The organism is Alkalibacillus aidingensis, from assembly GCF_014595945.1.
Classification (GTDB): Bacteria; Bacillota; Bacilli; order Bacillales; family Alkalibacillaceae; genus Alkalibacillus; species Alkalibacillus aidingensis.
Genome location: NZ_JABXWU010000001.1, coordinates 289657 through 313888, shown reverse-complemented (window position 1 = coordinate 313888; position 24232 = coordinate 289657). Strand labels below are relative to the sequence as shown.

Genomic DNA, 24232 nt, shown 5'->3' with positions numbered 1-24232 from the left:
ATTAATCTACCTTTCTATTAAAAAATGACTTCAATCGTGTGACAAATGGCTTGTTTTGAGTGGATGCAACTTCTTCTTTTAGAAACGATGTCACAATTTGATTCATTGATTTGCTGACTTTACTCCTTGGATTTAACGTTAAGAATGGAGTCTGTTGTTTAACAGCTTGCATCACAATTGGATCATCTGGTAAATACCCAATTAAACTTATTCGATAGTCTAAAAACTTGGAGATAACTGAGTTAAGCTTATGGTAGACAAGCTTTGCTTCTCTTTCATTTTGTACTCTATTAATCAACAAAGATACGTCGATTTCCTGCTGACGATGAACCACCATTTGTTTCACTGCAGCATATGCGTCTGTTATAGAGGTTGGTTCCGCTGTTGTAACTACAAAACATTCGTCCGCAGATTGAATAAAAGCTAAATGATCCTCACTCATCCCCGCACCCAAATCGAATATTATATAATCAAAGGTAGTACTTATTGCATTAAATTGTTCTAAAAAGTATTCGTACCTACGTTGATCCATATGGAAGAAATCAGTTAAACCAGTTCCTGCAGCAATATAAGATAGATTATTAGGACCTAATTCTATAATATCAGATATTTGCAATTTTTTCTCTAACATTGTCGATAAACTCTGTTTAGGTTGTAACCCTAATAAAATATCGATATTTCCCATCCCTATATCTAGGTCAAGAATTAGAACTTTTTTACCTTCTCGGCATAGACCAAGACCAAAGTTCAAAGCAACATTCGACTTCCCAACGCCACCTTTTCCACTAAAAATGGCAATTGTATAGGCCTGTTGATTGTTAGTCTTAGCCGTTGCCTTTAACATTCTCTGTCTTAATTCGTAAGCCTGATCCCTTACCATTGGGTTTCACCAACTATCATCTCAGATAACACTTCTGGGGACGCTTTTTGAATATCTTCTGGTACATCTTGTCCATAAGTAATATAAGCAATAGAAAACCGATACTTGTTCCACAAATTATAAATCATTCCGTACTGACTAGTTTCATCAGCTTTCGTGAAAATAACTTTATTAATCGGCAATTGAGTAAATTGACCGTAGATCTCATCAAGGTCTTGCTCTTTACCTGTAAGCGCTAATACCCCGTAAAGCTCATCATGATCTTCAAAATGTATTAATTCCTTTACCTGGTCAATGTACTCTGTTTTCCTAAAGTTCCGACCAGCAGAATCAATAAAAATAATATCTTTCTCAGAGAACTTCTGTTTCGCAGCTTCAAAGTCTTCACGATTGTAAGCGACTTCTACAGGGATATTTAGAATTTTTCCATATGTTTTTAACTGTTCCACTGCTGCAATCCGGTACGTATCAAGCGTAATCAATCCGACATTTTTATGTTGCACAATCGCAGCCTCTGCAGCTAATTTGGCAACCGTTGTCGTTTTACCAACGCCAGTAGGGCCAAATAAATAGATGTTTTTTGTTTGAAGGTCAGGCTTAAAGTTAGTAGCTTGTTCTAATTTTCCCTTTAGGAATTCTTGAGTTACTTTTTTGAAGTGTTCAATATCTTTTGATTTATCATTGGTATAATACTCTTCTAGTAAATAGTCTGCTAACTGATCTCGCAATAAACGGTTGACCCCTTGGGATTCAAGCTTTTTAACTGTCTCTTGGATCACAGTAGGGTAGTTAGGTTGAGAGTCACTAGAAAGCTGCTCTTTTAATTGCTTTATCTCATTGACGAGCTCTTCATTTACATTATTGTTTTGTTTTGTTCCTGTAGCTGTTTGATCTTGCTCTTGAATTAGCATATTTTTCGTCAAATTATTATTAGTTTTTTGGGTTTGTCTAAGATTGACAGGATTAGGATCGACGGCAGCTAAAACCTCAATATTTTTCTTACGAAAGAGGCCTAATATTCCCTTTGTTCGCTTTTCCTTAGAATTAAGAATGACTGCAGAATCACCCAACTCTTTACGAACTTGTTTCATAACTTCAGGCATAGTAGCTGCGCTATATTTTTTTACCCTCATGCGATATTCACCACCCCAGCACTTTCAACTTCTAAATCTGGTTCTAATTCGTTATATGAAAGAACGACTAAGTCGGGTAGGTAGCGACCGACCATTTGCTTTACATACATTCTAATAGCAGGCGAGCATAGTAAAATAGGTGTTGTATCTTGTAAAAATGCCTGACTAGCCTGTTGATGAATCGATTCAATAATTTTTTGTTGTGTTTCTGGATCCATTGATAAGAAATTACCATGCTCTGTTTGCTGAATATTTTCCGCTACCTTTTTCTCGACTTGAGGTGATAACGTGACAACTTTCATTTTGTAATCTTCAGTAGCATATTGTTTAGTTATTTGAATCGATAAGGCCTGACGACAATATTCGGCTAATAAGTCTGTATCATTCGTCATTTTCCCGTAGTCAGCTAATGTTTCAAAAATAACTGGTAGATTACGAATCGAGATTTGCTCTTCAAGCAATTTAGCTAACACCTTCTGAATCTCACCTACTGAAAGTGGCTCAGGTGTCACTTCCCCAACTAAAGTTGGATAACTTTCCTTAAGATGATCAATTAGTTGCTGAGTTTCCTCTCGCCCTAGTAACTTACTAGCGTGTTTCTTAATAACTTCGGTAATATGCGTTGATACCACTGAAGGCGGATCAACTACTGTATAACCTGATAACTCAGCTTCATCCTTCATTTCTTCATTAATCCATTTTGCAGGTAAACCAAAAGCCGGCTCAACCGTGTCAATTCCATCTATTGAATCATCTTCCATACCTGGACTCATAGCTAAATAATGATTCATGTACAGTTCACCTTTCGCCACTTCATTCCCTTTAATTTTCAATTGATATTCATTAGGATTTAATTGAATATTATCTCGAATCCTTACAACAGGAATTACCACTCCTAATTCTAAAGCCAACTGTCTTCGGATCATGACAATCCGGTCTAATAAATCTCCACCTTGATTAGTATCAGCAATTGGTATTAATGCATAACCAAATTCAAACTCTATCGGGTCCATATTAAGAAGTTGAACAACAGAATCCGGTGAAGATATTTCAGTCTCATCTTCTTTCTCTTCTGTCATCTCTTGTTGCGCAACTTCTTCTTCTTTTTGAGAACGAGATAAATAATATCCACCAAAAGTTAATAAACCAGCAATGATAGTCGTTAGCAAGAAATTGATTGGTGTAAATCCTAATAAGAAGATGGTACCAGCAGCAACATATAATAGTTGTGGATAACGGAATAACTGACCGGTTACATCGTGTGATAAATTACCTTCAGCAGCTACTCGAGTAACGATAATCCCCGTAGCTGTTGCAATTAATAATGCTGGAATTTGTGAAACTAAACCATCCCCGACAGTTAAGCGCAAGAATACGTCAACTGTTTCACCTGGAGACAAGCCCCATTGAGTCATCCCAATAATAAATCCAAAGATAATATTGACTAATACGATGACAATCCCTGCAATCGCGTCACCTTTAACAAACTTACTAGCACCATCCATGGCACCATAAAAATCCGCTTCGTTTTCGATTTTCTCGCGACGTTCTTTAGCTTGTTGTTCGGTAATCATGCCTGCGTTTAAGTCCGCATCAATACTCATCTGCTTACCCGGCATAGCATCTAAAGTAAACCTAGCGGCAACCTCTGATACACGTTCCGCACCTTTAGTAATAACAATGAATTGAATAATGACAAGAATCAAAAATATAACGAAACCTACAAAAGGATTACCACCGGTTACAAAATTACCAAACGTATCAACGACAACTCCAGCATCGGCTTCTGAAAGGATTGATCGAGTTGTCGATACATTTAAGCCGAGACGAAATAACGTTAATAGTAGTAGTAATGAAGGAAAGATCGCAAAATCTAGCGCTTCTTGAGTGTTCATCGTTACGAGAATCACAATAAGCGCCAATGATATATTAGTTAAGATTAAAATACTTAAAAGCCATCCCGGTAGAGGAATGACTAGCATCACAATAATTAATATGACACCGAGTAAAACTGACAAATCTCTTGCTGACATGCTCAAAATCCTCTCTTCATTACTTAAGCCTGCTGTTCTAATTTATAGACATAAGCTAGTACTTCTGCTACTTGCTGATAAAAATCTTCAGGAATGACCTCACCAATTTCAACTGCTTGATACAATCCTCTTGCAAGTGGGCGATTCTCAACTTGTACGACATTATTTGCTTTAGCCACTTCTCTAATCTTTAGAGCTACATAGTCGACACCCTTTGCCACAACAAAAGGAGCATCCGATTTAGATTCATCATATTTGAGGGCAATAGAGTAGTGGGTTGGGTTGGTAATAACGACGTCGGCGCTGGGTACCTCACTCATCATACGTTGTTGCGCCATTTGTCTTTGCCTTTCTTTAATTCGTGATTTAATTAATGGGTCCCCTTCAATGTTTTTATGCTCATCTTTAACATCTTGTTTTGACATTTTGATATTTTTTTCATGGTCATAGCGTTGATATAAATAGTCAATCACAGAAATCATCATTAACATAAGCGATGCCGCGACACCAATGATAATCGTTAATTGTCCAAAAAAGTTAATAGATTCAAAGACCGTTTTTTGTGATAGCATCATCATATCATCTTTGTTCATCCATATAATTCCAAAGCACACAGCGCCAACCGAAGTGATCTTTAATAATGATTTTAAAAATTCAACTAAGGCACGCGCAGAGAATATCCTTTTAATACCTTTTAATGGATCAATTTTCTTAAGATCAAACTTTAATGGCTCCCCTGTGAACAAGAAGCCTATTTGCATATAATTGGAGATTAACGCACCCACTATCGCAACAATCATAACAGGCAAAATAATCTTAACTGCCTCGATGGTCATCTGTGAGAAAACTTGTTCAACATTAGATTCCGTTACATCCCAATGTATAAACTCAGTGAATGCATGAGTATAAATACCGGTCAATGTTTCACCCATATATGAACCAAACACAAATAGAAAAACAAATACACAAAATAATAGAATGGCTGTATTAACATCTTGACTTTTAGCAACTTGTCCTTTACGTCTTGAATCTTGTCTTTTCTTAGGAGTGGCTTTCTCTGTTTTCTCTTGATTAAAGTATTGTAAATCTAAGCGTAATAACTCCATCTTACGCCCCTCCTATGATTTGCATGAGGTCTCGCATGGCATAAAACATATATTCAAAAACACGGTTAATTAATAAAGCAAAAAAACCAAATGAAACAAAGATAACTATAAAGCTAACTAATATTTTAAGTGGCAGACCAACAACAAATACGTTCATTTGTGGAACAGTCCTAGCAATCATTCCAAGTGCAACATCAACAAGAAAGAGCATACCTACTATTGGAATAGCCATTTGAAAAGCGATTAAAAACATTCCTGACATCGTCGTGATGATAAAGGTAACAAACGACTCAGAATGAATGGGAATCATGTCAGTAAATCCAACAAACTGATAACTATAAAAAATACCATCGATCAATAAGTGATGTGCATTAGTTACTACAAGTAATAATAAAGCAAAAATATAATAATACTGACCAATAATTGGACTTTGAATACCTGTTTGGGGGTCGACGACATTAGCGATCGCAAATCCCATCTGGAAATCAATAAACCCACCGGCGATTTGAACAGCAGTTAGAATGATATAAGCGACTAGTCCAATCATCAATCCGATGGTTAATTCTTTTAGTAAAAATAAAAAGAACTGACCATCAAGCAATAAAGCTGGGATATCAATCGAAAAATACATCACCCAAGATAAGATAAAAACAAACGCCACACGGTGCATCATGGGAATTGTATGATAGGAGAAAAAAGGAACGAGCATAAAAAATCCTGATAATCTAGCAACGATTAGAAAAAATGCAGGTACTCTAGCAAAATCTATTATCTCTAGCATCTTAACCAACTACTGTAATATTGTTAAATATAGTCATGGTAAACTCAATCATCCGTTGTAGCATCCATGGACCTAAAATAACAATACCAACAAACACAGCAATAATTTTAGGAATAAATGCCAAAGTTTGTTCTTGTATTTGTGTGGTCGCTTGAAAGATAGCTACCGTTAAACCAACGAATAGCGCAATTAATAAAAGTGGACCAACCACCATTAAAATGGTGTATACCCCTTGTTCTGCTAGTGCTATAACCATATCTGGACTCATAAATATTCCTTCTTCCTACGTAAAACTTTCCAACACCGAATGGGTTATTAAATACCATCCGTCAACAAGTACAAACAATAAGACTTTAAACGGCAATGAGATCATGACCGGTGGTAGCATCATCATCCCCATCGACATTAAAACACTCGCAACAGCCATATCAATGACTAAGAATGGGATGAAAATCATAAATCCCATTTGAAAGGCTGTCTTTAACTCACTAATAGCAAATGCGGGAACTAGTGCCGTCAATGGGATATCCTCGATTGTTTCCGGAGCTTCTGCGCCCGAGTAATCGAGAAATAAAGCTAAATCCTTTTGTCGAGTGTGCTGTGACATAAACTCCTTGAAAGGAACACTTGCTTCATCATAAGCTTCTTCCAAGGTAATCTCTTCATTAAATAAAGGTTGTAACGCTTGATCGTTCACTTCATAAAAAGTCGGTGCCATGATAAAAAATGTTAAGAACAAAGCTAAACCTATCAGAACCTGATTGGGTGGCATTTGTTGAGTCGCCAATGATGTACGGACAAAAGATAGAACAATTACAATCCTTGTAAAACTTGTCATCAAAATAAGAATACTAGGAGCCAGTGTTAAGACCGTTAATAAGATTAGTAATTGGACGGCGGTTGAAATATTACCTGGTTCATTTTCTGCAAATATATTTACTACATCAGTCATGGTTTCGGTCATTCCTATCTTGATAACGCTTCGTCATTCGGTGACGTGCCTGTTTCATTGATTCAAGCTCCGTTTGAAATTGACGTTTAGTCTCTTGTTCTTGATACGGATTTCGGTTTCGGTTTTGAAAACTCTGCAATAGTGATTGGAAAGTGTTCGGCTTAGATTCTAGCTCTCCTGTATCGGTCATCTTCTCGATCGTCTCAGGATCATCAATTTTAGTTAACATTTGAACATCATCACCGACACCCAGAAGGTAATATTCATTACCGACCCTGACAACCTGTGCAGATTTATTAGATCCTAATGAAATACCACCGACATTTTCTAGTGATTGAGACTGTTGATAGATTCTAGATCTCTTCTGTAAAAATTTAAGTAAGAAATAGATTAAACCTAATACTAGAATTAAAGCCACAAACATTCTTAAAAAATCTAAAAATAAAGAACGGTTGGACTGACCTATTTGATCAGCTTCTTGACCCTGATTGTCATCGACTATAGCCGGCTGTTGATCATTTTGTTCATTTTCACTTCTCTCAACAGTTTGTTCATCACCTTCATCACCTTCATCTTGTTCAAACCAATCAGATACATGATCACCACTTCCTGGCATAGCCAAGGTAACCTCAGGTTGAAAAAGAAACATCGATAATATTAAACAAAGTGGTATCACTTTAACTAATTTCATGGACATCGACCCTAACAAAGAATAATTTAGCTTAACGCTTTACCTATTGCTTCTAAAACTCGATCAGCTTGGAACGGCTTAACAATAAAATCCTTAGCACCAGCCTGAATGGCATCAATTACCATAGCCTGTTGTCCCATTGCTGAACACATCACGACTTTTGCATTAGCATCTTGAGCGATAATATCTTTTAAAGCAGCAATCCCATCCTTTTCTGGCATGGTAATATCTAAAGTAACCAAATCTGGTTCTAGTTCCGAATACTTATCAACTGCTTCCTGACCATTTTCAGCTTCTCCAACTACTTCATATCCGTTTTTTTCTAAAATGTCCTTAATCATCATTCTCATAAAAGCTGCATCATCAACAATTAAAATTTTATCTCCCATGTTAAGTCCCCCTGTGTTTTATTTATCGTAATTTTTTAATTCGTTCAGATTGGCTGAGAATATCTGAAACACGAACGCCAAAGTTCTCATCAATAACCACCACTTCACCCTTGGCAATCAATTTGTTATTCACTAAAATATCAACGGGTTCACCAGCTAATTTATCCAGCTCTACAATTGAACCGGTATTTAACTCTAAAATTTCCTTAATACTTCGGCTAGAACGACCTAATTCCACTGATACGTTAAGTGGAATATCCATCAATAAGTCCAAATTACGTCGTTCATCAAGTTGTAAATTATTTGGCTGACCAAATTCCTCAAACTGTGCACTTTCAACATTGGATGCTTCAGACTTCTGATATGATTGTTGACCTAATTGTTGGGCACCTGATGGTCGAGAGATACTCTCTTGTTGTTGACTATTCTGTTGTGGTGGAGTTGCAGATACTTCTGCTTTTGGTTCTTCTTTTTGTTCGATTTCAGCTTGTTGATTTGACTCACCCTCATTATTTAACAGGCCATCAACAAATTCTTTGGCAAAATTAATCGGCAGCAATTGCATAATGTTAGAATCAATTAATTCGCCAACTTTCAACTGAAAGGATACTTTAATAAACACACTTTCATCTGGTACATACTCCACCCCTTCACCAGATTCAACATCTAAAAGTGTTGTTTGAGGTGGTGTAATATCGACCCTTTTATCAAAGATAGATGACATACTCGTTGCAGCAGAACCCATCATTTGATTCATAGCCTCTTGTACGGCACTGAGTTGAATCTCACCTAATACTTCTGAAGGTGCTGTGCCATCTCCACCTAACATTAGATCAGCAATCACTGAAGCATCATCACTTTTGATCACAAATAAGTTGGTACCAGAAAATCCATCTGTATAATCAACTTTTACGGCTACATGAGGTGTCGGAAATGCTTTATCTAAAGAATCACTGTCAATTGCTGAAACAGTCGGCGTTGTAATCTCTACTTTTTGATTTAAAAGTGACGACAACGCTGTTGCTGAACTACCAAATGAAATATTCCCCAGTTCCCCAATAGCATCTACTTCAATGTCAGATAAATAGTCATTAATTGACAACGACACCTCCTTATGATCATGATGATTTTCATTAGAAGCTTCGTTTGGCGTATCTTCCTGATCATGATCACCGTTTAATAGGGCATCAATTTCTTCTTGAGAGAGCATATCATCGTTATTATTCATCTTCATCACCCCTAATTTCGCCTAAGATTTGCACTGCCATCTGACGTTTACTCTTGCCTGGCTGTACGTGAAATTTAGGCTCGTCATTTACGTACATCGTTAACGGTTCATCTATTTTCTGACCTAGCATAATGACATCGTCCTCATCCAGATGCAAAAATTCCTCAATAGATATATCAGACTCCCCTAGTATAACTTTGGATTCAACGTCCACCTTAGTTAACGTCTTAGATAAATGCTGGTAGTCTTCTGGATTACTTTTAGAAGATTCGTTTTGCATCCAATAGTGAACTGATAGTTTAGAAATAATAGGTTCCAGCACCATATGTGGAATACAAATATTGATCATTCCTGAACTATCACCCACCGTCACATTCAGAGATACAATGACAACCGTTTCGTTTGGCGAAACCATTTGAATAAACTGTGGATTCACTTCAAATTCCTCTAAAGTTAAATCTATTTCAACTAAGGATTCCCATGCCTCCTCTAATGTCTCAAAAGCTCGCTCGAAGAACCGGGACATAATGCGACTTTCTATTTCTGTCAAATTTTCTACTTTATTTATCCCTTGTCCCTTACCACCTAATGTCCTGTCTAAGACAGCATAAGCAATATTCGGGTTAACTTCATACATAATTCTGCCTTCCAAAGGATCAACTGAGAAAATATTCAAAATAGTACGCTGAGGCATCGAACGAATAAATTCCTCATATGGAACTTGGTCAACTGATGCGACAGTAATATCGGCATAAGTTCTCAATTGACCTGCGAAGAAAGACGTCAATAACCTTGCGAAATTCTCATGAACCCTAGTCAGACCACGGATTTGGTCTTTTGAAAATCTTAAGGCTCTCTTAAAGTCGTAATCTCTTATTTTCTTTTCTTCTTTTTCTTGTTCTTTTAACTCATCGGCATCCATCTCACCACTGGAAATAGCCGAAAGTAAAGCGTCTATTTCACCTTGGGATAATACATCTTCTGACATCTTTTCACCTCCGCTATGGAGCTGTGCTCATCGTTACTGAACAGTTTTTTCAGTAATATACACGTCCGTTACCAACCCTTCAGTTAGTCGATCATTAAGTGTGGCTTGCACTTGCTCTTTGACATATTCAAGATTATTTCTAAAGTCTTCTTCTTCTAATACGGTCAGCTCTTGAATAACTGCATCGTTTAAAACAAAGAACTCACCTTCTTGTAGTTGATTAGTAGCAGATTTACCATCAGTGACAATACGGAATTGAATTCTAACAAAATTCCCATCTGATAGGTCTGTGGTTATTTCATCCGTTACAAAAGAGTGTTTTGCCATATCTTGAATACTTCGCTCACCATCATCAGAGCCATTAAAATCTACGTAAAGTAAGAGAATGATAGCGGTAACCCCAATAATTGTTAATGTGATTAGTGAAGTGAGCATAATCTTAACTGGTTTCGTCATTTTCATCAACTGCCTTTGACTGTAAATCTATTAATCCAACTTGTTGATAGTACTCTGTTGAAAGTCTGATAACGTCATTAATTGATTCTTTAACAAAATACTTTTTGCCATTTGATAAGGTAATTGTCGTATCTGGTAGAGTTTGAACCTTCTCTATGTAAAGCGCATTAATAACAAATTCCTCACCATTTAATCTTGTAACTGTAATCATAAAGGTTGGGGCTAAGCATCGTTAGCCCCTAATCCCCCTATCGTTTTAGGTTAACTAACTCTTGAAGAATTTCATCTGATGTCGTAATCACACGTGTATTAGCTTGGAAACCACGTTGTGAAGTGATCATTTCTGTAAACTCTTCAGCTAAGTCAACGTTTGACATCTCTAACGCACCAGCAAATACGTTACCTGTACCACCTTCACCAGGGGCGAATAAATAACCAACGTCTCCATCAGGATCACCATCTTCATCTAATCCCATTAATCCAGCATTATTTGTAAGGTTAAAGTTATTTCCTCCAGCTTTTTCAAGACCTTCTGGATTAGAAAAGTTAGCTAACATAATCTGACCGGCTATACGTGATTGCCCTTCTTCATCAACAAAATTAACTGTTCCATCTCCACCAACACTAAAACTCTGAGCACCTTCTGGTATTCTAATTCGACCAGTATCATCAGTTAGGTCTTCATCATTCACAGCATTTTCATTTTCAGCATAATTACCTACTAGATACTCTCCATCATCATTAACAATATATCCGTCGTCATCTAAATAAAAGTTACCGGCGCGAGTATAGCTAACATTATCTTCTTCAAGAGAAATGAAGTTAAGAACTGATGATTGCTCATCATCATTTAGGTCATCAAAATCATCATCATGCAAATCATTAGCAACTTCGTCTAGGTTTTCAGCTGACCAACTTCTCTCTGCAACAACAAACATTCCATCACCTTCTATGGCTAAATCAAGTGGACGGTTCGTCGTTTGACGGTTACCTTGCGTATGAATGTTATCAATACTTCCTGTTGATGAACCCAAACCAACTTGCATTGGATTACGTCCACCAAGCTGTCCATCCCCTACAGGACCTGTTGCCCCTTGAGTAGTTTGACTCATTAAATCTGAAAACGTTTGACGCCCTTTTTTAAAACCAAATGTATTAACATTAGAGATATTATTTGATACAACATCTAACTTGTTTTGGAACCCACTCATACCGGAAATTCCTGTGTACATTGAACGTAACATAAGAAAAATCAGCCCTTTCATTCATTTTAAGTATTTAGATTACTGCTTCTGTCGGTCAGCAGCATTTAGGCCTCCATACGGTCCAGCCTTTCATTTAGCTATCTTGCATTAGAATCGTTCCATTAATATTAGTTAACAATTGATTCGTAGCTTCCTGACGATCAAGTGCTGTAATAATGGTATTGTTTTTAGTGCTAGCTACTAAAACAGCATCATTCAAAACAATTGCTGAATCAGTCACGCCTTTTTGCTTCGCTTCATTCATCTTTTCTTGAATCTTAGTCCAATCCTGTTCACTAATTTGAATATTTCGTTCATCTAATCGCTTTTGTGCATGTTTACTAACCTTTAGTTCATCAGTAGCCTCTTGTAAAAACGATTGGAATGATTTTTTAGGTGCCTCGGTTTTATTAGTCAACTTCGGTTGTAATGGAAGTGGCTGTTGATGCTGTAGGTGATTAATTTTATGATTCATTACCATTCACCTCTTCCTCGTTACTGACATCAACTGCTCCTATTTGCATAATCTGTGAGGCATCAATTTCCTCACCATTCTCAAGGGATACGACAATTTCTTCTCCTTCTTTGCGAACGGATTTGACAATTCCATTCTCTTCTCCCACTAACTCACCGGAATCATCATATTCTCCATATGAGACAGCTTGTCCAATTAAATTGGAATATTGTAAAAAGTTAGAGTAACTTTGCTGTTCCATAAATCCTTCAATGTTACTAGACATATTGGTGATTTGCTCAAGTTGAGAAAATGTGGCCATTTGGGCAACGAAATCCTTATCATCCATTGGGTCTAGAGGATCTTGGTTAGTTAACTGAGTCATTAAAATTTGTAAAAATGCATCTTTATCTAAGTCATTTCCACCTTCTCGGACTTGATTATTATTTTGCAAATACAATGAATCATCAATTTTCATCTTTACACCTCCTCTTGGAAAAGATAGTCTTTAAAGCTGCTCAGCGACTCATCAGAAGCTTCGCCTTGCTGCTGTTGGTCTTGTTGTTGATGTTCATTCTCTCCAGACTGTTCTTCTTCTTGTTTGTCACTTGCATTTTGTTGCTTAGTAAAATCGGTATTAGATTGATCAACTTGTCTTTCGATGACAACTTGGCTTGGACTAAACATGTGCCTTAATTGATTTAAGTTATTTTCAAGCATTTCTTTAGCTGCATGACTCATAACGGAGATTTTTACCGCCATCTGCCCATCAATTTGTGTAAATTGTAGGGTCATGTTTCCAAGGTTAGCCGGTTTTAGTTGAATGGTTAATTGGTTGGTACCATTCGACCGACCAAATTGGCTAGATTGAATTATTTTCTGTAATTGTTCAATAATTTGCTGCTGGTTTGATGAACTCGTCTGTTGACCTCCACCTGTTCTGGAAAGGTGAATGGTGTATTGCTCTAGTTTGGACATAGTACCTAGCTGATCCATTGAGTCACCTGGACGAAAGTTCATTTGTAATTGATTGTCCGTTAAACCTTTCGAACTTGATGGTTGGCCAAGAATTTGACGTAAGGCATTTTTAATCATAGATACTTCTTGATCTGATTTTGTCGATAGCTGATTTAACTGGGGTTGCTGACTTGCTAGCTGCTGTGAAACTTTCTGTAATAATTGCTGCCACTTGCTATCAGTTTGCTGAAAACCATTGTTTTGCTGTTGGTTTAAGATCATTGCAATGATCCTTGATACCGTTTGTTCAGCCTTTGGTACTTGGTTAGCTAACTTGGCAAAATCAGAACTTTGACTACTGCCTAGGAATTGCGCCAGGTCTTTCGTCGCAGCTAAATCTACTTCTTCTGTTAATTCTCCTTGTTCCTCTAAGAAGTTTAATAGAAAATCACCAAGAGCCTCTAAGGTTTCCTCATCAGATATACTGGCTAACTCAAGCCCATCATAGCTCTCTGTTTCAAACAACTGGTGTAATGCCTCAATTAATTGACCAAGTTGTGAATCATCCATCTCTTCGGTTAGTTCAAAATCTGTTTCATTTTCTGCTTGTAAAAATTGTTCAACGATTTGCTCAATAAGCTGCATGAGTTCCTCACTAGACAAATCTTGATTTTCCGAGAGGGGCATTGAACTATCCTCAAATATACCAGCTAATACGGCTTGAAACATTCCACCCTCACTAGAGTCATTCCCTGTTTTAGTAGCTGTTTGAGTCAATTGATTTTGTGTCATCATTGGTAATAAAGCTGCCATCCCTTTCATCTTATCACCCCCTTTCAAAGCTTCTTATGTTATTCTGAATCCGAACGTCTCATTAATGAACTGGATAAGTTAGCTGCTAACTCTGAATCCATTGCTCCTAATATTTCACCCCGACGTTCATCACTCATTTCCTCAAGAATATCAAGAGCTAATGCTTGTTCCATTTCAGTGATGATGTCAGCAGCACGAGACGCATCCATTTCAGTAAAAGATCTCGCAAGTCGACTAGTTGACTCTTCTCGTGAAACCCTCGCTTCTTCTGCTTGTTCGAGTTCATTCTCAAGTGTTTGAATTTGGTCATTAAGCTCATCTATTTCTTGATCCTTGGAAGTCAATTGCGATTCCAGATTACTAATCGTCGTATCTTGATCTTGAATCGTTGCTTCATGGCTAGCTAAGTCCTCCATAAGTTGCTCCTCCTCTGGATCATCAATAAAAGTAGAAATAATTGGCGCTTTACTTCCATATTCCTGTGCAACTTGAAATAGATTCACTCCAGCTATTGTTGCAACCACCAATGTGATTGTAACTGCAAATACAACGGGAATGACAATGACATATAAGAACCATTGCAACCTATTCGTTTTTCTCTCTGCTTGTTTGACTTTATTTGCCATCTCATCACCTTTATTTCGTTCGAGAATATTGCTGAACTGATATTTCATCTAAGAATGCGGCCTCAGCCTGTTTTTCCATTAACCTTTGCTGCTCTGTCTTATTTTCGATGAGCTTCTCAAGCTTCTTAAGTTCTGTGTGAGCTTCTTGTAGTGCTTCTTGTTTGTTATACATATTGACCCTTGCTTGGTGTACTTTTTGTTGATGCTTGGATTCTTCTTTATAAAGAGAGTCGTAATACCTCTGATAATCATTTAAATTATGGACTTGAAGCCCACTAACTAACCTTGCATTTAAATTAGCCTCAGTCTTTTCTTTATTTTTTAGAAGATTATAGAGTTTGGTTGCTTCTTGTTCAAAAAAATCAACTGCCCGATTATACTGTGCCTGTACCTCTTCAAGTTCTTTTTCTCTTATTTGATAGAGCTTTTTTAACGTTGTTACTCCATTCATTAAGCATCACCATGATTTAAGAGATTGACTAATTGGTCATATGTTTGTTCAGCAGTTGCAAGTTCATCCATAGATTGTGCCAGGAATTTCATTATTTTAGGGTAATAATGAATAGCTTCATCGATTTTAGCTGAAGTTCCATTTTTGTAGGCGCCAATTTGAATCAGCTCTTTATTCTCTTCATAGGTTGCTAGAATTGATCTAAGACGATGACTAGCCTGTAAGTGTTCTTTTGAAACAATCTTTTGCATCAAACGACTAACCGATTTCATCACGTTGATTGCTGGGTATTGACCTTGTTCGGCTAATTGTCGGTCCATAACTAAATGACCATCTAAAAGTCCACGAACAGCATCAGCTACAGGCTCGTCCATATCATCCCCATCAACTAATACCGTATAAAAAGCAGTGATACTTCCTTGCCCTCCAGTACCCGTGCGTTCTAAAAGCTGAGGTAATAACGCAAATACGCTTGGTGTGTAGCCTTTAGTGGTTGGAGGTTCTCCACTTGCTAATCCTAATTCACGCTGCGCCATTGCAATCCGTGTTAAAGAATCCATCATCAAGTTGACGTGATAGCCTTTATCTCTAAAAAATTCACTAATTGCTGTAGCCGTATAAGCGCCTTTAATCCTTTGTAGAGCAGGTTGATCAGATGTTGCTACAACGACGATCGATTTTTTTAGACCTTCTGAACCAAGCTCATGTTCGATAAACTCTCGGACCTCTCGACCTCTCTCACCTAGGAGTGCAAACACATTAATACCCGCATCACTATTACGTGCTAACATTCCTAACAATGTACTTTTACCAACACCACTACCTGCGAAGATCCCAACTCTTTGTCCTCTCCCGACAGTAATACAGCTATCAATCGCTTTGACGCCTGTTGATACTTGCTCAGTAATAGGTGGGCGATTTAACGGATTTGGTGGTTCTCTAACCGTATCGTAATTACTCAGACCTTTGGGTAAAGGCGTTCCATCTAATGGCTCACCTAATCCATTAAGCACTTGCCCAATTAACTGCTCACCCACACTAATCGTAAGTGATTGGTTCGAAGACTCGACCAAGCTGTTCGGACCTATTTTTTGAGTTTGCTCATATGGCATTAATAAAACATGCTCATTCTGGAAGCCAACGACCTCTGCTTGAACTGGTGTGTGTTCACGATCACCTGGATATATGTAACATACATCACCAATTTTAACTTCGGGGCCATTGGACTCAATAAGTAAACCAACATTCCGATAAACCCGACCATAACGTTTGATTAAGTTTGCTTGATCAATGACATCTAAAAGCTGTTCAAGATTCACCTAGTCATTCTCCTCTACTAGTGAAATCAAATCATTTTGTAACTGATTTAGTTGGGTATCAATACTGGTATCGATTCGACCATAGGGGGATTCAATAATACAATCATTAATTGATAGATGGTCCTTAGGATAAACCGATAACTCAGCTTGTTCATTAAGTAGCTGCTCAATTTTATTGCGATGTTCATTAACTATTGAGTATTGGCTTGGATGAATATAGATACTTAACTTCGGCTGCTCAGCAACTTCTTCGATAGCTTTTTTAATTAGGTCAACAAAAAGTTCAGGTTGCTCTGAGAAGCGTTGATGAATGATCTTATCGGTAGCCTTTAGGGCAATTTGCAAAATATCTTCATCAGCCGAGGCTATTTTCCTTTGGTAATCCTCATTAGTTTGCATCACGATACTCTCAGCCTCTTTTATGTGCTGTTGATATTCCAATTTGGCTTCAGCTTCCCCTTTTTGAAATCCTTGAGCGTATCCTTCTTCTGCTGCTTTTTGAAGGGCTTCCTTCTTCTCTTCTTCAAACCACTCACGCTCTTGTTCAATTTGCGCTTTGGCGTCTTTAAGCATTTGTTCAGCTTCTTGTTGTGCTGTTTCTTTAGTCTTTTCAGCTTGTTTAAAAGTCTCTTCTGCCTCGATTAACTTCTGTTCCAACTCAGATTCCTGCGAGTTAACACTTTCTTCTTGCTCTCGTTCCATTGACAATCCAATTGGTTGAACTTTAATCTTTTTACTACTATGTTGCGTATAACTATTAGTTAAACGGTAAAGGTTAGACAATGATATCATCACCTCCACCACGAGCGATGACGATTTCACCAATATCTTCTAAGCGACGAATCGTCCCCACAATCCTGGTTTGAGCTTCTTCAACATCCTTGAGTCTAACAGGACCCATAAATTCGATTTCTTCTCTCATTGTTTCTGCCATTCGTTGCGACATGTTGTTATATAATACTTCTTTTACTTCATCACTAGCCACTTTGATCGCTAACAACAAGTCTTCATTTTCCGTTTCACGAATAATACGTTGGATTGCGCGATTATCAAGAGTAACAATGTCCTCAAATACAAACATGCGCTTCTTAATTTCTTCAGCTAATTCAGGGTCTTGAATCTCTAGATCATCTAATATAGTTCTCTCAGTTGAGCGATCAACATTATTTAAAATATTGACGATCGATTCAATACCACCTGTTTCGGTATAATCCTCAGTTACAGTTGCAGAAAGTTTCTTCTCTAAAAGGTGTTCGACTTCATTAACGATTTCTGGTGAAGTTGAGTCCATAACTGCAATTCTTCTAGCAATATCAGATTGGTATTCCTCAGGTAACCCAGATAGAATCTGAGATGCTTGTTCTGATTCTAGATATGATAAGACTAATGCAATTGTTTGTGGATGTTCATTTTGAATAAAGTTGTAGATCTGATTAGCATCAGCTTTTCTAGCAAAATCAAATGGCCTTACTTGTAGACTGGTTGTAAGACGGTCGATAATTTTACTTGCTTGACCTTCACCTAACGCTTTTTCTAAGACGGTCTTGGCGTAATTAATACCACCTTGAGAGATATAATCTTGTGCTAGAGCGATTTGGTGAAACTCATCCATTATTTCTTCTTTTTGAGACGAATCAACTTTTTTCACGGATGAAATCTCTAAAGTTAATTCCTCGATCTCTTCTTCTGTTAAATGTTTATATACCTCTGCTGACACGTCCGGTCCTAATGAAATTAGGAGTGCTGCAGCTTTTTGTTTACCACTTAATTCCTTCTTTTGTGCAGACATTTTCCGAGCCCTCCTTTAATCATCAGCAATCCACGATCGGAGTAATTTCGCAAATTCTTCAGGTTTCTCTTTGGCCATTTGCTCTAGTTGTTTTCTTCTTATGACGGATTCTGATTCTACCTCTTCCATGGAATAATCTTGCTCTGTTTCTTCAACTGTTTCTACTAGGTCTGTAGGTGCATCTTCTTGTTTTCGTTTGAATACCATAATTAATAGAATTATAATAACTAATAACATAATCCCACCGACAACATATAACCATGTTGGAATCGCTGGCGTTGTTGGACTTTGGAAATCAGGTGCACCAGAAAACTCTTGAAAGACTATAGATACTTTATCCATGGGTTCAACCGTTTCTACTTCTGAAGAGACAGATGTTTGTATAATCGATCCTAAGATGGACTGAATATCCTCTTCTACAGCCACTTGTTCCGCTTCAGTTAGCTGGACGATTTCATTTCCTTCCTCTACCGTGTTATCAACTGCGACTTGTATACCTAAATCTCTTATTTCATAAGGGCTTTCTACAATTTCACGTTGGATTCGGTTGAATTCATTGTTAATCGTTTCACGTACCATTTCATAATCGGTCACTTCTTCACCGTCTTCAATGACACCAACTAAATTGTCGATATCGGCTTCTCCATCAACTAGTTCAGATCCGTCATAACCTGTGTAAGTCTCAGTTACTCGATCAACACTAACTGGTAGACCTTCCATATTGTCTAGGTCAGTAGGTTCTACTAGCTCTTCAATTCTATTTTCTTGAGTGAAATCAATGTCAGTTGTTACAGAAACAACCACTTTATCCTGACCCATCATCGTGCCTAGCATCTGCTGAACTCTTCTTTGAATATCACGTTCAACATCTTTACGAATTTGCTGGTGCTCAGCATATGTATGATTGGCACCGTTATTTGTGTTTTCTAGGTCGTAATATTCAAAATGCTGATTCATAATCACGATGTTTTCCTCTGGTAAGTTAGGTACAGCTTTAGAAACTAAGTGGTACAAACCTTTCACCTGTGCTTGATCAAAGTCATAGCCATAATCTGTATTAACAACAATAGATGCTGATGAATCATTCATTTCATCACCAACAAAGATCGTATCTCTTGCTTGGTTAATAAGGACATTAGCCTCTGAGATTCCTTGAATATTACTTATGAGGTTGGATAACTCTGTTTGAAGAGCATCTAATTCAATAATTTGCCTTTCTTCATCAGTCATTCCCCAAGAAACATTTTCACTAAAAAACGTATAATCAATATTTCCACTATTAGGAATTCCTTGAGCTGCAAAATCAACAAGAAGTTCATCAGATTGGGCTTCAGGAACTAGTATCGTACTACCACCCTGCTCAATTTCATACGACACGCCTCGGTCTTCTAATTCTTGTCTTAACTCACCAGCTTCTTCTAATGATAAATTACTATATAAAGGCACCATCTTTGTTGAAGAAGCAATAACGGTTATAGTGACAATCAGCGCTATTAACCCCAAAGCCCCTCCAACAATTAATGAGCGTTGGGGGTTAGTTCTTGACTGCCAAAACTCAGTTATTCGATTACGGTATTGTTGTATAGTTTCATTCATTGTGCTCCCCCGACTTCTAAATCTATTACGCTATCTGTTTTTCCATCTCACATTTTGTAACCTTAGATTTAATTTGGTTAATAGGTTTTAATATTAGATTTGCATGCGCATGACTTCACGATAAGCTTCTATAGCTTTATTCTGTATCTCTGTTGCTGTTTGAAGCGTGACACCAGCCTTTTCGGCAGTAATCATTACATCATGTAAGTCTTTAGCTTCGCCATTGATCAACTGTTCAGTTTTCACATTAGATTCGTGTTGTGTTTTATTCACTTCATTGATCGCATTTTTTAATGTGTTAGCAAAACTTTGATGTGCCTCATTCGGCGTAACTTGTTGTGCACGATTATTATTAGTAGGTTGATTAAGCGCCTGAGTAAATAACTGATTGTTAATTGCGTTCATCTTTCACACCTCTATTTCCCAATCTCTAAAGATTTCATTAACATACCCTTTGAAGCATTCAATGCAGTTACATTTGCCTCATAAGCTCTTGTTGTCGACATTAAATCAAGCATCTCTTTTAATGGATCGACATTTGGCATTTCAACATAACCTTCTTCATTTGCATCTGGATGACTTGGGTTGTAGACTTGCTCAAAAGGGGATTGGTCTTCAACAACTGATTGAATCCGGACACCATTTCCAGGGGTATTCGTCTGTTTCATCGATTTTTGCAGAAAGGAATTAAAACTAGAATCCTTAGGCTCTTGAGATACTAATTTACGACGATAAGGCTCCCATTCACCATCTTCATTTAGCTCAGCACGAGTAGTATCAGCATTCGCAATGTTAGAAGATACGACATCCATTTTAAAGCGATTAGCCGTTAACGCACTACCACTCGTATTCATACCATGAAAAATGCTCATGCTTATCTACCTCCAGTTACCGTTTTAATAGAATTAAACTTACCGTTAATTCGTTCGGTTAATGCTTCAGAATAGAGTTGATTCTGAGCTAATTCATTCATTTCTTTATCTAAGTCGACACTGTTTCCGTTATTGTTGTATGTAACATCATTTCTAGCCTTGACAGAGATAGAGCTTTCACCATTTGAAAATGGGATATGCTGTGGTCTTGTCCTCTTAGCCTCCAAACGATCAGATGCCTCATTAAAATGGTCTTTAAAAGTTGCAGTCTTTGCTTTATAGTTTGGTGTATCAACATTAGCGATATTATCTGCGATCGTTTTGTTTTTAACTGAGGCGTAATCCAATCCACGATGTAAATTTTGAAATGTGTTATCAAATAATTTCACTCGACCCCCACCTTTCTTCGACAACTTTCGAATGGTATCATAATCAGAACTTTACAGTATTTTGTCTATATTATTGCATATTTTCTCGAATAATGACACATTTGTTATAAACATTTTAATAGATTTGTCGATATATAATTAAAAAGGTACTTTTTAACTAATTAATTATGTCTACTTAACAGTAAACAATTGTATAAGGTGTTAATAATCTTAAGAAATATTCATAAACCACAAAAAAGGGCTGTACCCAATTAGTCAGTTTTTCATGACTAATGGGACAGCCCTTGTTACTTTATTATAAAGGATTATGAAATATTAAGCTTATCTAATTCAACAAGGAATTTATCATTTAATACTTTAATATACGTACCTTTCATTCCAAGTGACCTAGATTCAATAACTCCAGCACTTTCTAGTTTTCTAAGTGCATTGACAATAACAGATCGCGTAATACCTACACGGTCAGCTACCTTACTAGCAACTAATAAACCTTCATTACTATCTAATTCATTAAATATATGCTCGATCGCTTCCAATTCACTATATGATAATGAATTGATCGCCATTTGAACAACTGCTTTGCTTCTTGCTTCCTCTTCAATTTGTTCCGTTTTTTGATGTAGAATTTCCATGCCAACAACCGTTGCGCCATATTCAGCGAGTAGCAGGTCATCATTATCAAATGAGTCTTCAATACGACTTAGAATTAATGTCCCCAAACGCTCACCACCTCCGATAATTGGTGTGATTGTTGTTAAACCATTTTTAAATAAATCTTTGTTTTCAACAGGGAAAGCAGTATAACTACTATTAATGTCAATATTAGCAGTAGTCTCAGTAATACCAAATAAATTATTTGTATATTCTTCTGGGAATTGGCGTTCTTCTAGCATTGTCTTCATGCGATCATTTTCGATCTCCTGTTTAATGGCGTAGCCAAGTAACTTACCCTTACGACTAAGAACAAAAATGTTTGCACCAATCACATCACGAAGTGTACCTGACATATCGTTAAAGTTGACTGCTTTTCCTTGTGTTTTTTGTAACATTGCGTTAATAACTCTTGTTTTTTCTAATAAATTCATGGTAAATCCTCCTAATCATTTTATAAAATAAACTCAGATAAATCTTTATTTTTAACGATCGTGGATAGTTTTTCATCAACATAAGGTCTTGTTATCTCGATCGTTTCCATCGTAATATCTGGAGCTTCAAAGGATAGATCCTCTAAAAGCTTTTCCATAATCGTGTGTAGCCTTCTGGCACCGATATTGTCGGTCTCTTGATTGACCTCAAATGCAATTTCAGCAATCCGGTTAATTGCCTCATCTGTAAAATTCAGCCCAATCCCTTCTGTTTCAAGCAAGGCTGTATATTGCTTTAAGATAGCGTTTGATGGTTCAGTCAAAATATTAACAAAGTCCTCAATCATTAACTTGTTAAGTTCAACCCTAATTGGGAATCTTCCTTGTAATTCTGGGATGAGGTCTGATGGTTTAGCCATGTGAAATGCCCCAGCTGCAATAAATAACATATAATCGGTTTTAACAGATCCGTATTTAGTCACCACTGTTGAACCTTCAACAATTGGTAAGATATCTCGCTGTACTCCTTCACGAGATACATTCGCTTGCTTTTCTTCCTTCCCACAAACTTTATCAATCTCATCAATAAAAATAATACCTGATTGTTCAGCTTGTTCTATTGCAAGCTGGTGAACCTCATCCATATCAATCATTTTTTCAGCTTCACTTTGTGTTAAAACTTCACGAGCTTCTTTTATAGGTAATCGGCGTTTTTTCGTTTTCTTTGGCATAAACTGACTAAAAGCATCCTGCATGTTCATCCCCATTTGTTCCATACCCGAACCTTGTAGCATGTCAAACATTGAAGATTGTTGTTCTTCAACTTCTATGGTCACTTTCCGGTCTTCTAAGAGCCCTTTATCTAACTGTTCCTTGATTTCTCGACGCTTTTCTGCACGGTCAGTTTCTTCATGATCTTGTGTTTGATTGTTCGCTTCATCAGGTTGGTTAAACAACATTTCTAATGGGTTTTTCATTTGTGGATTGGTTTTTTTCTTACCTGGAACGAGTAACTCTACGATTCGATTATCGGCAGCTCGGCGTGCTTCTTTTTGTACTTCTACCATTTTATCCTCACGAACCATGCGTACACTCGTATCCACCAAATCACGAACCATTGATTCGACATCGCGCCCGACATACCCTACTTCAGTGAACTTTGTTGCCTCCACTTTAGTAAAGGGGGCACCAACTAGTTTTGCTAACCTTCTAGCCAACTCAGTTTTACCTACACCTGTCGGACCCATCATTAAAATATTTTTAGGAACAATTTCATCACGTAAGCTTTCAGGTATTTGCATCCTTCTATAACGATTACGTAAAGCAATAGCAAGTGCACGTTTAGCATCTGACTGTCCGATAATATATTGATCTAACTGTTCAACAATTTGTTTGGGTGTAGCTTTTATACTCATTGACGATCTCCTTTATCACTCAATGTTTCTAATACAATTTCATTATTTGTGTAAACACAGACTTCACCAGCTATCTCTAGTGCTGCCTTTGCAATGCTTTTTGCAGTTTGATCATCACTATACCTTTTTAATGCTCTACCCGCACTTAAAGCATAGTGCCCACCAGAACCGATTGCGAGTATATCATCATCTGGTTCAATCACCTCTCCAGTACCGGAGACTAAGAGCATCTTGTCTTTATTCATCACAATTAACATGGCTTCAAGTCGACGTAACACTTTATCACTACGCCATTCTTTAGCCAATTCAACAGCTGAACGGCTTAAATTACCATTATATTTTTCCAAATTGGCTTCAAACTTTTCAAATAACGTGAATGCATCTGCTACAGAACCAGCAAAACCCGCAATTACCTGGTTATTAAATAGTTTTCGTACTTTTTTAGCTTTATGCTTCATAACGACAGCATTGCCAAAAGTAACTTGCCCATCACCAGTCATAGCAGCTTCACCATTATGTCTAACGGCAAATATCGTCGTTGCATGAAACGATTGTTCCATATTAACACCTCTTCCACTTAAAGTT

Annotated in this window: 29 protein-coding genes; all 29 read right to left on the bottom strand. The window is 37.2% G+C overall.

Annotated elements, in window-relative coordinates; all coding sequences use genetic code 11:
* Nucleotide 1: 1 nt before the first annotated feature.
* Nucleotides 2-880: a MinD/ParA family protein gene (locus HWQ49_RS01605; RefSeq protein WP_188205824.1), complete on the bottom strand. Its 879-nt coding sequence runs from the start codon at nucleotides 878-880 to the stop codon at nucleotides 2-4.
* Nucleotides 874-2013 carry a flagellar biosynthesis protein FlhF gene (gene flhF, locus HWQ49_RS01600; protein ID WP_188205823.1) on the bottom strand — a complete coding sequence of 380 codons (1140 nt, stop codon included), beginning with the start codon at nucleotides 2011-2013 and terminating at the stop codon, nucleotides 874-876. Before flhF ends, HWQ49_RS01605 begins: the two co-directional genes overlap by 7 nt.
* Nucleotides 2010-4046: a flagellar biosynthesis protein FlhA gene (gene flhA / locus HWQ49_RS01595; RefSeq protein WP_188205822.1), complete on the bottom strand. Its 2037-nt coding sequence runs from the start codon at nucleotides 4044-4046 to the stop codon at nucleotides 2010-2012. The genes flhF and flhA overlap by 4 nt, the downstream gene beginning before the upstream one ends.
* A gap of 23 nt (nucleotides 4047-4069) precedes the next feature.
* On the bottom strand, nucleotides 4070-5152 hold the full coding sequence (gene flhB, locus HWQ49_RS01590) for a flagellar biosynthesis protein FlhB (protein ID WP_188205821.1): 1083 nt from the start codon (nucleotides 5150-5152) through the stop codon (nucleotides 4070-4072).
* A 1-nt stretch (nucleotide 5153) separates the two neighbouring features.
* Nucleotides 5154-5933 carry a flagellar biosynthetic protein FliR gene (gene fliR / locus HWQ49_RS01585; RefSeq protein ID WP_188205820.1) on the bottom strand — a complete coding sequence of 260 codons (780 nt, stop codon included), beginning with the start codon at nucleotides 5931-5933 and terminating at the stop codon, nucleotides 5154-5156.
* 1 nt (nucleotide 5934) lies between these two features.
* On the bottom strand, nucleotides 5935-6201 hold the full coding sequence (fliQ, locus tag HWQ49_RS01580; protein WP_188205819.1) for a flagellar biosynthesis protein FliQ: 267 nt from the start codon (nucleotides 6199-6201) through the stop codon (nucleotides 5935-5937).
* A 15-nt stretch (nucleotides 6202-6216) separates the two neighbouring features.
* Nucleotides 6217-6885: a flagellar type III secretion system pore protein FliP gene (gene fliP / locus HWQ49_RS01575; protein WP_188205818.1), complete on the bottom strand. Its 669-nt coding sequence runs from the start codon at nucleotides 6883-6885 to the stop codon at nucleotides 6217-6219.
* Complete coding sequence (locus tag HWQ49_RS01570) at nucleotides 6878-7576, bottom strand: flagellar biosynthetic protein FliO (RefSeq protein WP_188205817.1); 699 nt, start codon at nucleotides 7574-7576, stop codon at nucleotides 6878-6880. The genes fliP and HWQ49_RS01570 overlap by 8 nt, the downstream gene beginning before the upstream one ends.
* A 26-nt stretch (nucleotides 7577-7602) precedes the next feature.
* On the bottom strand, nucleotides 7603-7965 hold the full coding sequence (locus HWQ49_RS01565; protein WP_188205816.1) for a response regulator: 363 nt from the start codon (nucleotides 7963-7965) through the stop codon (nucleotides 7603-7605).
* A 22-nt stretch (nucleotides 7966-7987) separates the two neighbouring features.
* Nucleotides 7988-9193, bottom strand: a complete 1206-nt coding sequence (gene fliY / locus HWQ49_RS01560) for a flagellar motor switch phosphatase FliY (protein ID WP_188205815.1) — start codon at nucleotides 9191-9193, stop codon at nucleotides 7988-7990.
* Nucleotides 9186-10181: a flagellar motor switch protein FliM gene (gene fliM, locus HWQ49_RS01555; protein ID WP_188205814.1), complete on the bottom strand. Its 996-nt coding sequence runs from the start codon at nucleotides 10179-10181 to the stop codon at nucleotides 9186-9188. The genes fliY and fliM overlap by 8 nt, the downstream gene beginning before the upstream one ends.
* A 33-nt stretch (nucleotides 10182-10214) precedes the next feature.
* Entirely contained in the window at nucleotides 10215-10637 is a 423-nt protein-coding gene (locus HWQ49_RS01550) for a flagellar basal body-associated FliL family protein (protein WP_188205813.1), read from the bottom strand.
* Entirely contained in the window at nucleotides 10621-10848 is a 228-nt protein-coding gene (locus HWQ49_RS01545) for a flagellar FlbD family protein (protein WP_188205812.1), read from the bottom strand. The genes HWQ49_RS01550 and HWQ49_RS01545 overlap by 17 nt, the downstream gene beginning before the upstream one ends.
* A gap of 37 nt (nucleotides 10849-10885) precedes the next feature.
* Nucleotides 10886-11881 carry a flagellar basal body rod protein FlgG gene (gene flgG, locus HWQ49_RS01540; protein ID WP_188205811.1) on the bottom strand — a complete coding sequence of 332 codons (996 nt, stop codon included), beginning with the start codon at nucleotides 11879-11881 and terminating at the stop codon, nucleotides 10886-10888.
* A 94-nt stretch (nucleotides 11882-11975) separates the two neighbouring features.
* Nucleotides 11976-12356: a TIGR02530 family flagellar biosynthesis protein gene (locus HWQ49_RS01535; RefSeq protein ID WP_188205810.1), complete on the bottom strand. Its 381-nt coding sequence runs from the start codon at nucleotides 12354-12356 to the stop codon at nucleotides 11976-11978.
* Nucleotides 12346-12813, bottom strand: coding sequence for a flagellar hook assembly protein FlgD (gene flgD / locus HWQ49_RS01530; protein ID WP_188205809.1), 468 nt, complete (start codon nucleotides 12811-12813; stop codon nucleotides 12346-12348). Before flgD ends, HWQ49_RS01535 begins: the two co-directional genes overlap by 11 nt.
* 2 nt (nucleotides 12814-12815) lie before the next feature.
* Nucleotides 12816-14114 (bottom strand): flagellar hook-length control protein FliK, encoded by a 1299-nt coding sequence (locus tag HWQ49_RS01525; RefSeq protein ID WP_188205808.1) that lies wholly within the window; start codon nucleotides 14112-14114, stop codon nucleotides 12816-12818.
* 29 nt (nucleotides 14115-14143) lie between these two features.
* A complete protein-coding gene (locus HWQ49_RS01520) occupies nucleotides 14144-14731 on the bottom strand; it encodes a MotE family protein (protein WP_188205807.1) in 588 nt (195 codons plus the stop codon).
* A gap of 10 nt (nucleotides 14732-14741) precedes the next feature.
* A complete protein-coding gene (gene fliJ / locus HWQ49_RS01515) occupies nucleotides 14742-15182 on the bottom strand; it encodes a flagellar export protein FliJ (RefSeq protein WP_188205806.1) in 441 nt (146 codons plus the stop codon).
* Complete coding sequence (fliI, locus tag HWQ49_RS01510; RefSeq protein ID WP_188205805.1) at nucleotides 15182-16501, bottom strand: flagellar protein export ATPase FliI; 1320 nt, start codon at nucleotides 16499-16501, stop codon at nucleotides 15182-15184. Before fliI ends, fliJ begins: the two co-directional genes overlap by 1 nt.
* Nucleotides 16502-17284, bottom strand: a complete 783-nt coding sequence (gene fliH, locus HWQ49_RS01505; RefSeq protein WP_188205804.1) for a flagellar assembly protein FliH — start codon at nucleotides 17282-17284, stop codon at nucleotides 16502-16504.
* Nucleotides 17277-18290: a flagellar motor switch protein FliG gene (gene fliG, locus HWQ49_RS01500; protein ID WP_188205803.1), complete on the bottom strand. Its 1014-nt coding sequence runs from the start codon at nucleotides 18288-18290 to the stop codon at nucleotides 17277-17279. The genes fliH and fliG overlap by 8 nt, the downstream gene beginning before the upstream one ends.
* A 15-nt stretch (nucleotides 18291-18305) precedes the next feature.
* Entirely contained in the window at nucleotides 18306-19886 is a 1581-nt protein-coding gene (gene fliF, locus HWQ49_RS01495; protein ID WP_188205802.1) for a flagellar basal-body MS-ring/collar protein FliF, read from the bottom strand.
* A gap of 93 nt (nucleotides 19887-19979) precedes the next feature.
* A complete protein-coding gene (gene fliE, locus HWQ49_RS01490) occupies nucleotides 19980-20291 on the bottom strand; it encodes a flagellar hook-basal body complex protein FliE (protein WP_188205801.1) in 312 nt (103 codons plus the stop codon).
* 11 nt (nucleotides 20292-20302) lie between these two features.
* On the bottom strand, nucleotides 20303-20758 hold the full coding sequence (gene flgC / locus HWQ49_RS01485; RefSeq protein WP_188205800.1) for a flagellar basal body rod protein FlgC: 456 nt from the start codon (nucleotides 20756-20758) through the stop codon (nucleotides 20303-20305).
* A 2-nt stretch (nucleotides 20759-20760) separates the two neighbouring features.
* Entirely contained in the window at nucleotides 20761-21147 is a 387-nt protein-coding gene (gene flgB / locus HWQ49_RS01480; protein WP_188205799.1) for a flagellar basal body rod protein FlgB, read from the bottom strand.
* A 305-nt stretch (nucleotides 21148-21452) separates the two neighbouring features.
* On the bottom strand, nucleotides 21453-22232 hold the full coding sequence (gene codY / locus HWQ49_RS01475) for a GTP-sensing pleiotropic transcriptional regulator CodY (protein ID WP_188205798.1): 780 nt from the start codon (nucleotides 22230-22232) through the stop codon (nucleotides 21453-21455).
* A 20-nt stretch (nucleotides 22233-22252) separates the two neighbouring features.
* On the bottom strand, nucleotides 22253-23647 hold the full coding sequence (hslU, locus tag HWQ49_RS01470) for an ATP-dependent protease ATPase subunit HslU (RefSeq protein ID WP_188205797.1): 1395 nt from the start codon (nucleotides 23645-23647) through the stop codon (nucleotides 22253-22255).
* Nucleotides 23644-24207, bottom strand: a complete 564-nt coding sequence (gene hslV / locus HWQ49_RS01465; RefSeq protein ID WP_188205796.1) for an ATP-dependent protease subunit HslV — start codon at nucleotides 24205-24207, stop codon at nucleotides 23644-23646. The genes hslU and hslV overlap by 4 nt, the downstream gene beginning before the upstream one ends.
* Nucleotides 24208-24232: the final 25 nt, after the last annotated feature.

Bases quoted from the DNA above. Each gene is read 5' to 3' on its own strand.
- fliF (WP_188205802.1), bottom strand. From the start codon at position 19,886: ATGAATGAAACTATACAACAATACCGTAATCGAATAACTGAGTTTTGG.
- flhF (WP_188205823.1), bottom strand. From the start codon at position 2,013: ATGAGGGTAAAAAAATATAGCGCAGCTACTATGCCTGAAGTTATGAAA.
- HWQ49_RS01525 (WP_188205808.1), bottom strand. From the start codon at position 14,114: ATGAAAGGGATGGCAGCTTTATTACCAATGATGACACAAAATCAATTG.
- fliG (WP_188205803.1), bottom strand. From the start codon at position 18,290: ATGTCTGCACAAAAGAAGGAATTAAGTGGTAAACAAAAAGCTGCAGCA.
- HWQ49_RS01535 (WP_188205810.1), bottom strand. From the start codon at position 12,356: ATGAATCATAAAATTAATCACCTACAGCATCAACAGCCACTTCCATTA.
- flgG (WP_188205811.1), bottom strand. From the start codon at position 11,881: ATGTTACGTTCAATGTACACAGGAATTTCCGGTATGAGTGGGTTCCAA.
- fliQ (WP_188205819.1), bottom strand. From the start codon at position 6,201: ATGAGTCCAGATATGGTTATAGCACTAGCAGAACAAGGGGTATACACC.
- flhB (WP_188205821.1), bottom strand. From the start codon at position 5,152: ATGGAGTTATTACGCTTAGATTTACAATACTTTAATCAAGAGAAAACA.
- fliM (WP_188205814.1), bottom strand. From the start codon at position 10,181: ATGTCAGAAGATGTATTATCCCAAGGTGAAATAGACGCTTTACTTTCG.
- fliR (WP_188205820.1), bottom strand. From the start codon at position 5,933: ATGCTAGAGATAATAGATTTTGCTAGAGTACCTGCATTTTTTCTAATC.
- fliP (WP_188205818.1), bottom strand. From the start codon at position 6,885: ATGACTGATGTAGTAAATATATTTGCAGAAAATGAACCAGGTAATATT.
- HWQ49_RS01550 (WP_188205813.1), bottom strand. From the start codon at position 10,637: ATGACGAAACCAGTTAAGATTATGCTCACTTCACTAATCACATTAACA.
- HWQ49_RS01545 (WP_188205812.1), bottom strand. From the start codon at position 10,848: ATGATTACAGTTACAAGATTAAATGGTGAGGAATTTGTTATTAATGCG.
- codY (WP_188205798.1), bottom strand. From the start codon at position 22,232: ATGAATTTATTAGAAAAAACAAGAGTTATTAACGCAATGTTACAAAAA.
- fliJ (WP_188205806.1), bottom strand. From the start codon at position 15,182: ATGAATGGAGTAACAACGTTAAAAAAGCTCTATCAAATAAGAGAAAAA.
- hslU (WP_188205797.1), bottom strand. From the start codon at position 23,647: ATGAGTATAAAAGCTACACCCAAACAAATTGTTGAACAGTTAGATCAA.
- HWQ49_RS01605 (WP_188205824.1), bottom strand. From the start codon at position 880: ATGGTAAGGGATCAGGCTTACGAATTAAGACAGAGAATGTTAAAGGCA.
- fliY (WP_188205815.1), bottom strand. From the start codon at position 9,193: ATGAATAATAACGATGATATGCTCTCTCAAGAAGAAATTGATGCCCTA.
- hslV (WP_188205796.1), bottom strand. From the start codon at position 24,207: ATGGAACAATCGTTTCATGCAACGACGATATTTGCCGTTAGACATAAT.
- HWQ49_RS01565 (WP_188205816.1), bottom strand. From the start codon at position 7,965: ATGGGAGATAAAATTTTAATTGTTGATGATGCAGCTTTTATGAGAATG.
- flhA (WP_188205822.1), bottom strand. From the start codon at position 4,046: ATGTCAGCAAGAGATTTGTCAGTTTTACTCGGTGTCATATTAATTATT.
- flgD (WP_188205809.1), bottom strand. From the start codon at position 12,813: ATGAAAATTGATGATTCATTGTATTTGCAAAATAATAATCAAGTCCGA.
- HWQ49_RS01570 (WP_188205817.1), bottom strand. From the start codon at position 7,576: ATGAAATTAGTTAAAGTGATACCACTTTGTTTAATATTATCGATGTTT.
- HWQ49_RS01520 (WP_188205807.1), bottom strand. From the start codon at position 14,731: ATGGCAAATAAAGTCAAACAAGCAGAGAGAAAAACGAATAGGTTGCAA.
- fliE (WP_188205801.1), bottom strand. From the start codon at position 20,291: ATGAACGCAATTAACAATCAGTTATTTACTCAGGCGCTTAATCAACCT.
- flgC (WP_188205800.1), bottom strand. From the start codon at position 20,758: ATGAGCATTTTTCATGGTATGAATACGAGTGGTAGTGCGTTAACGGCT.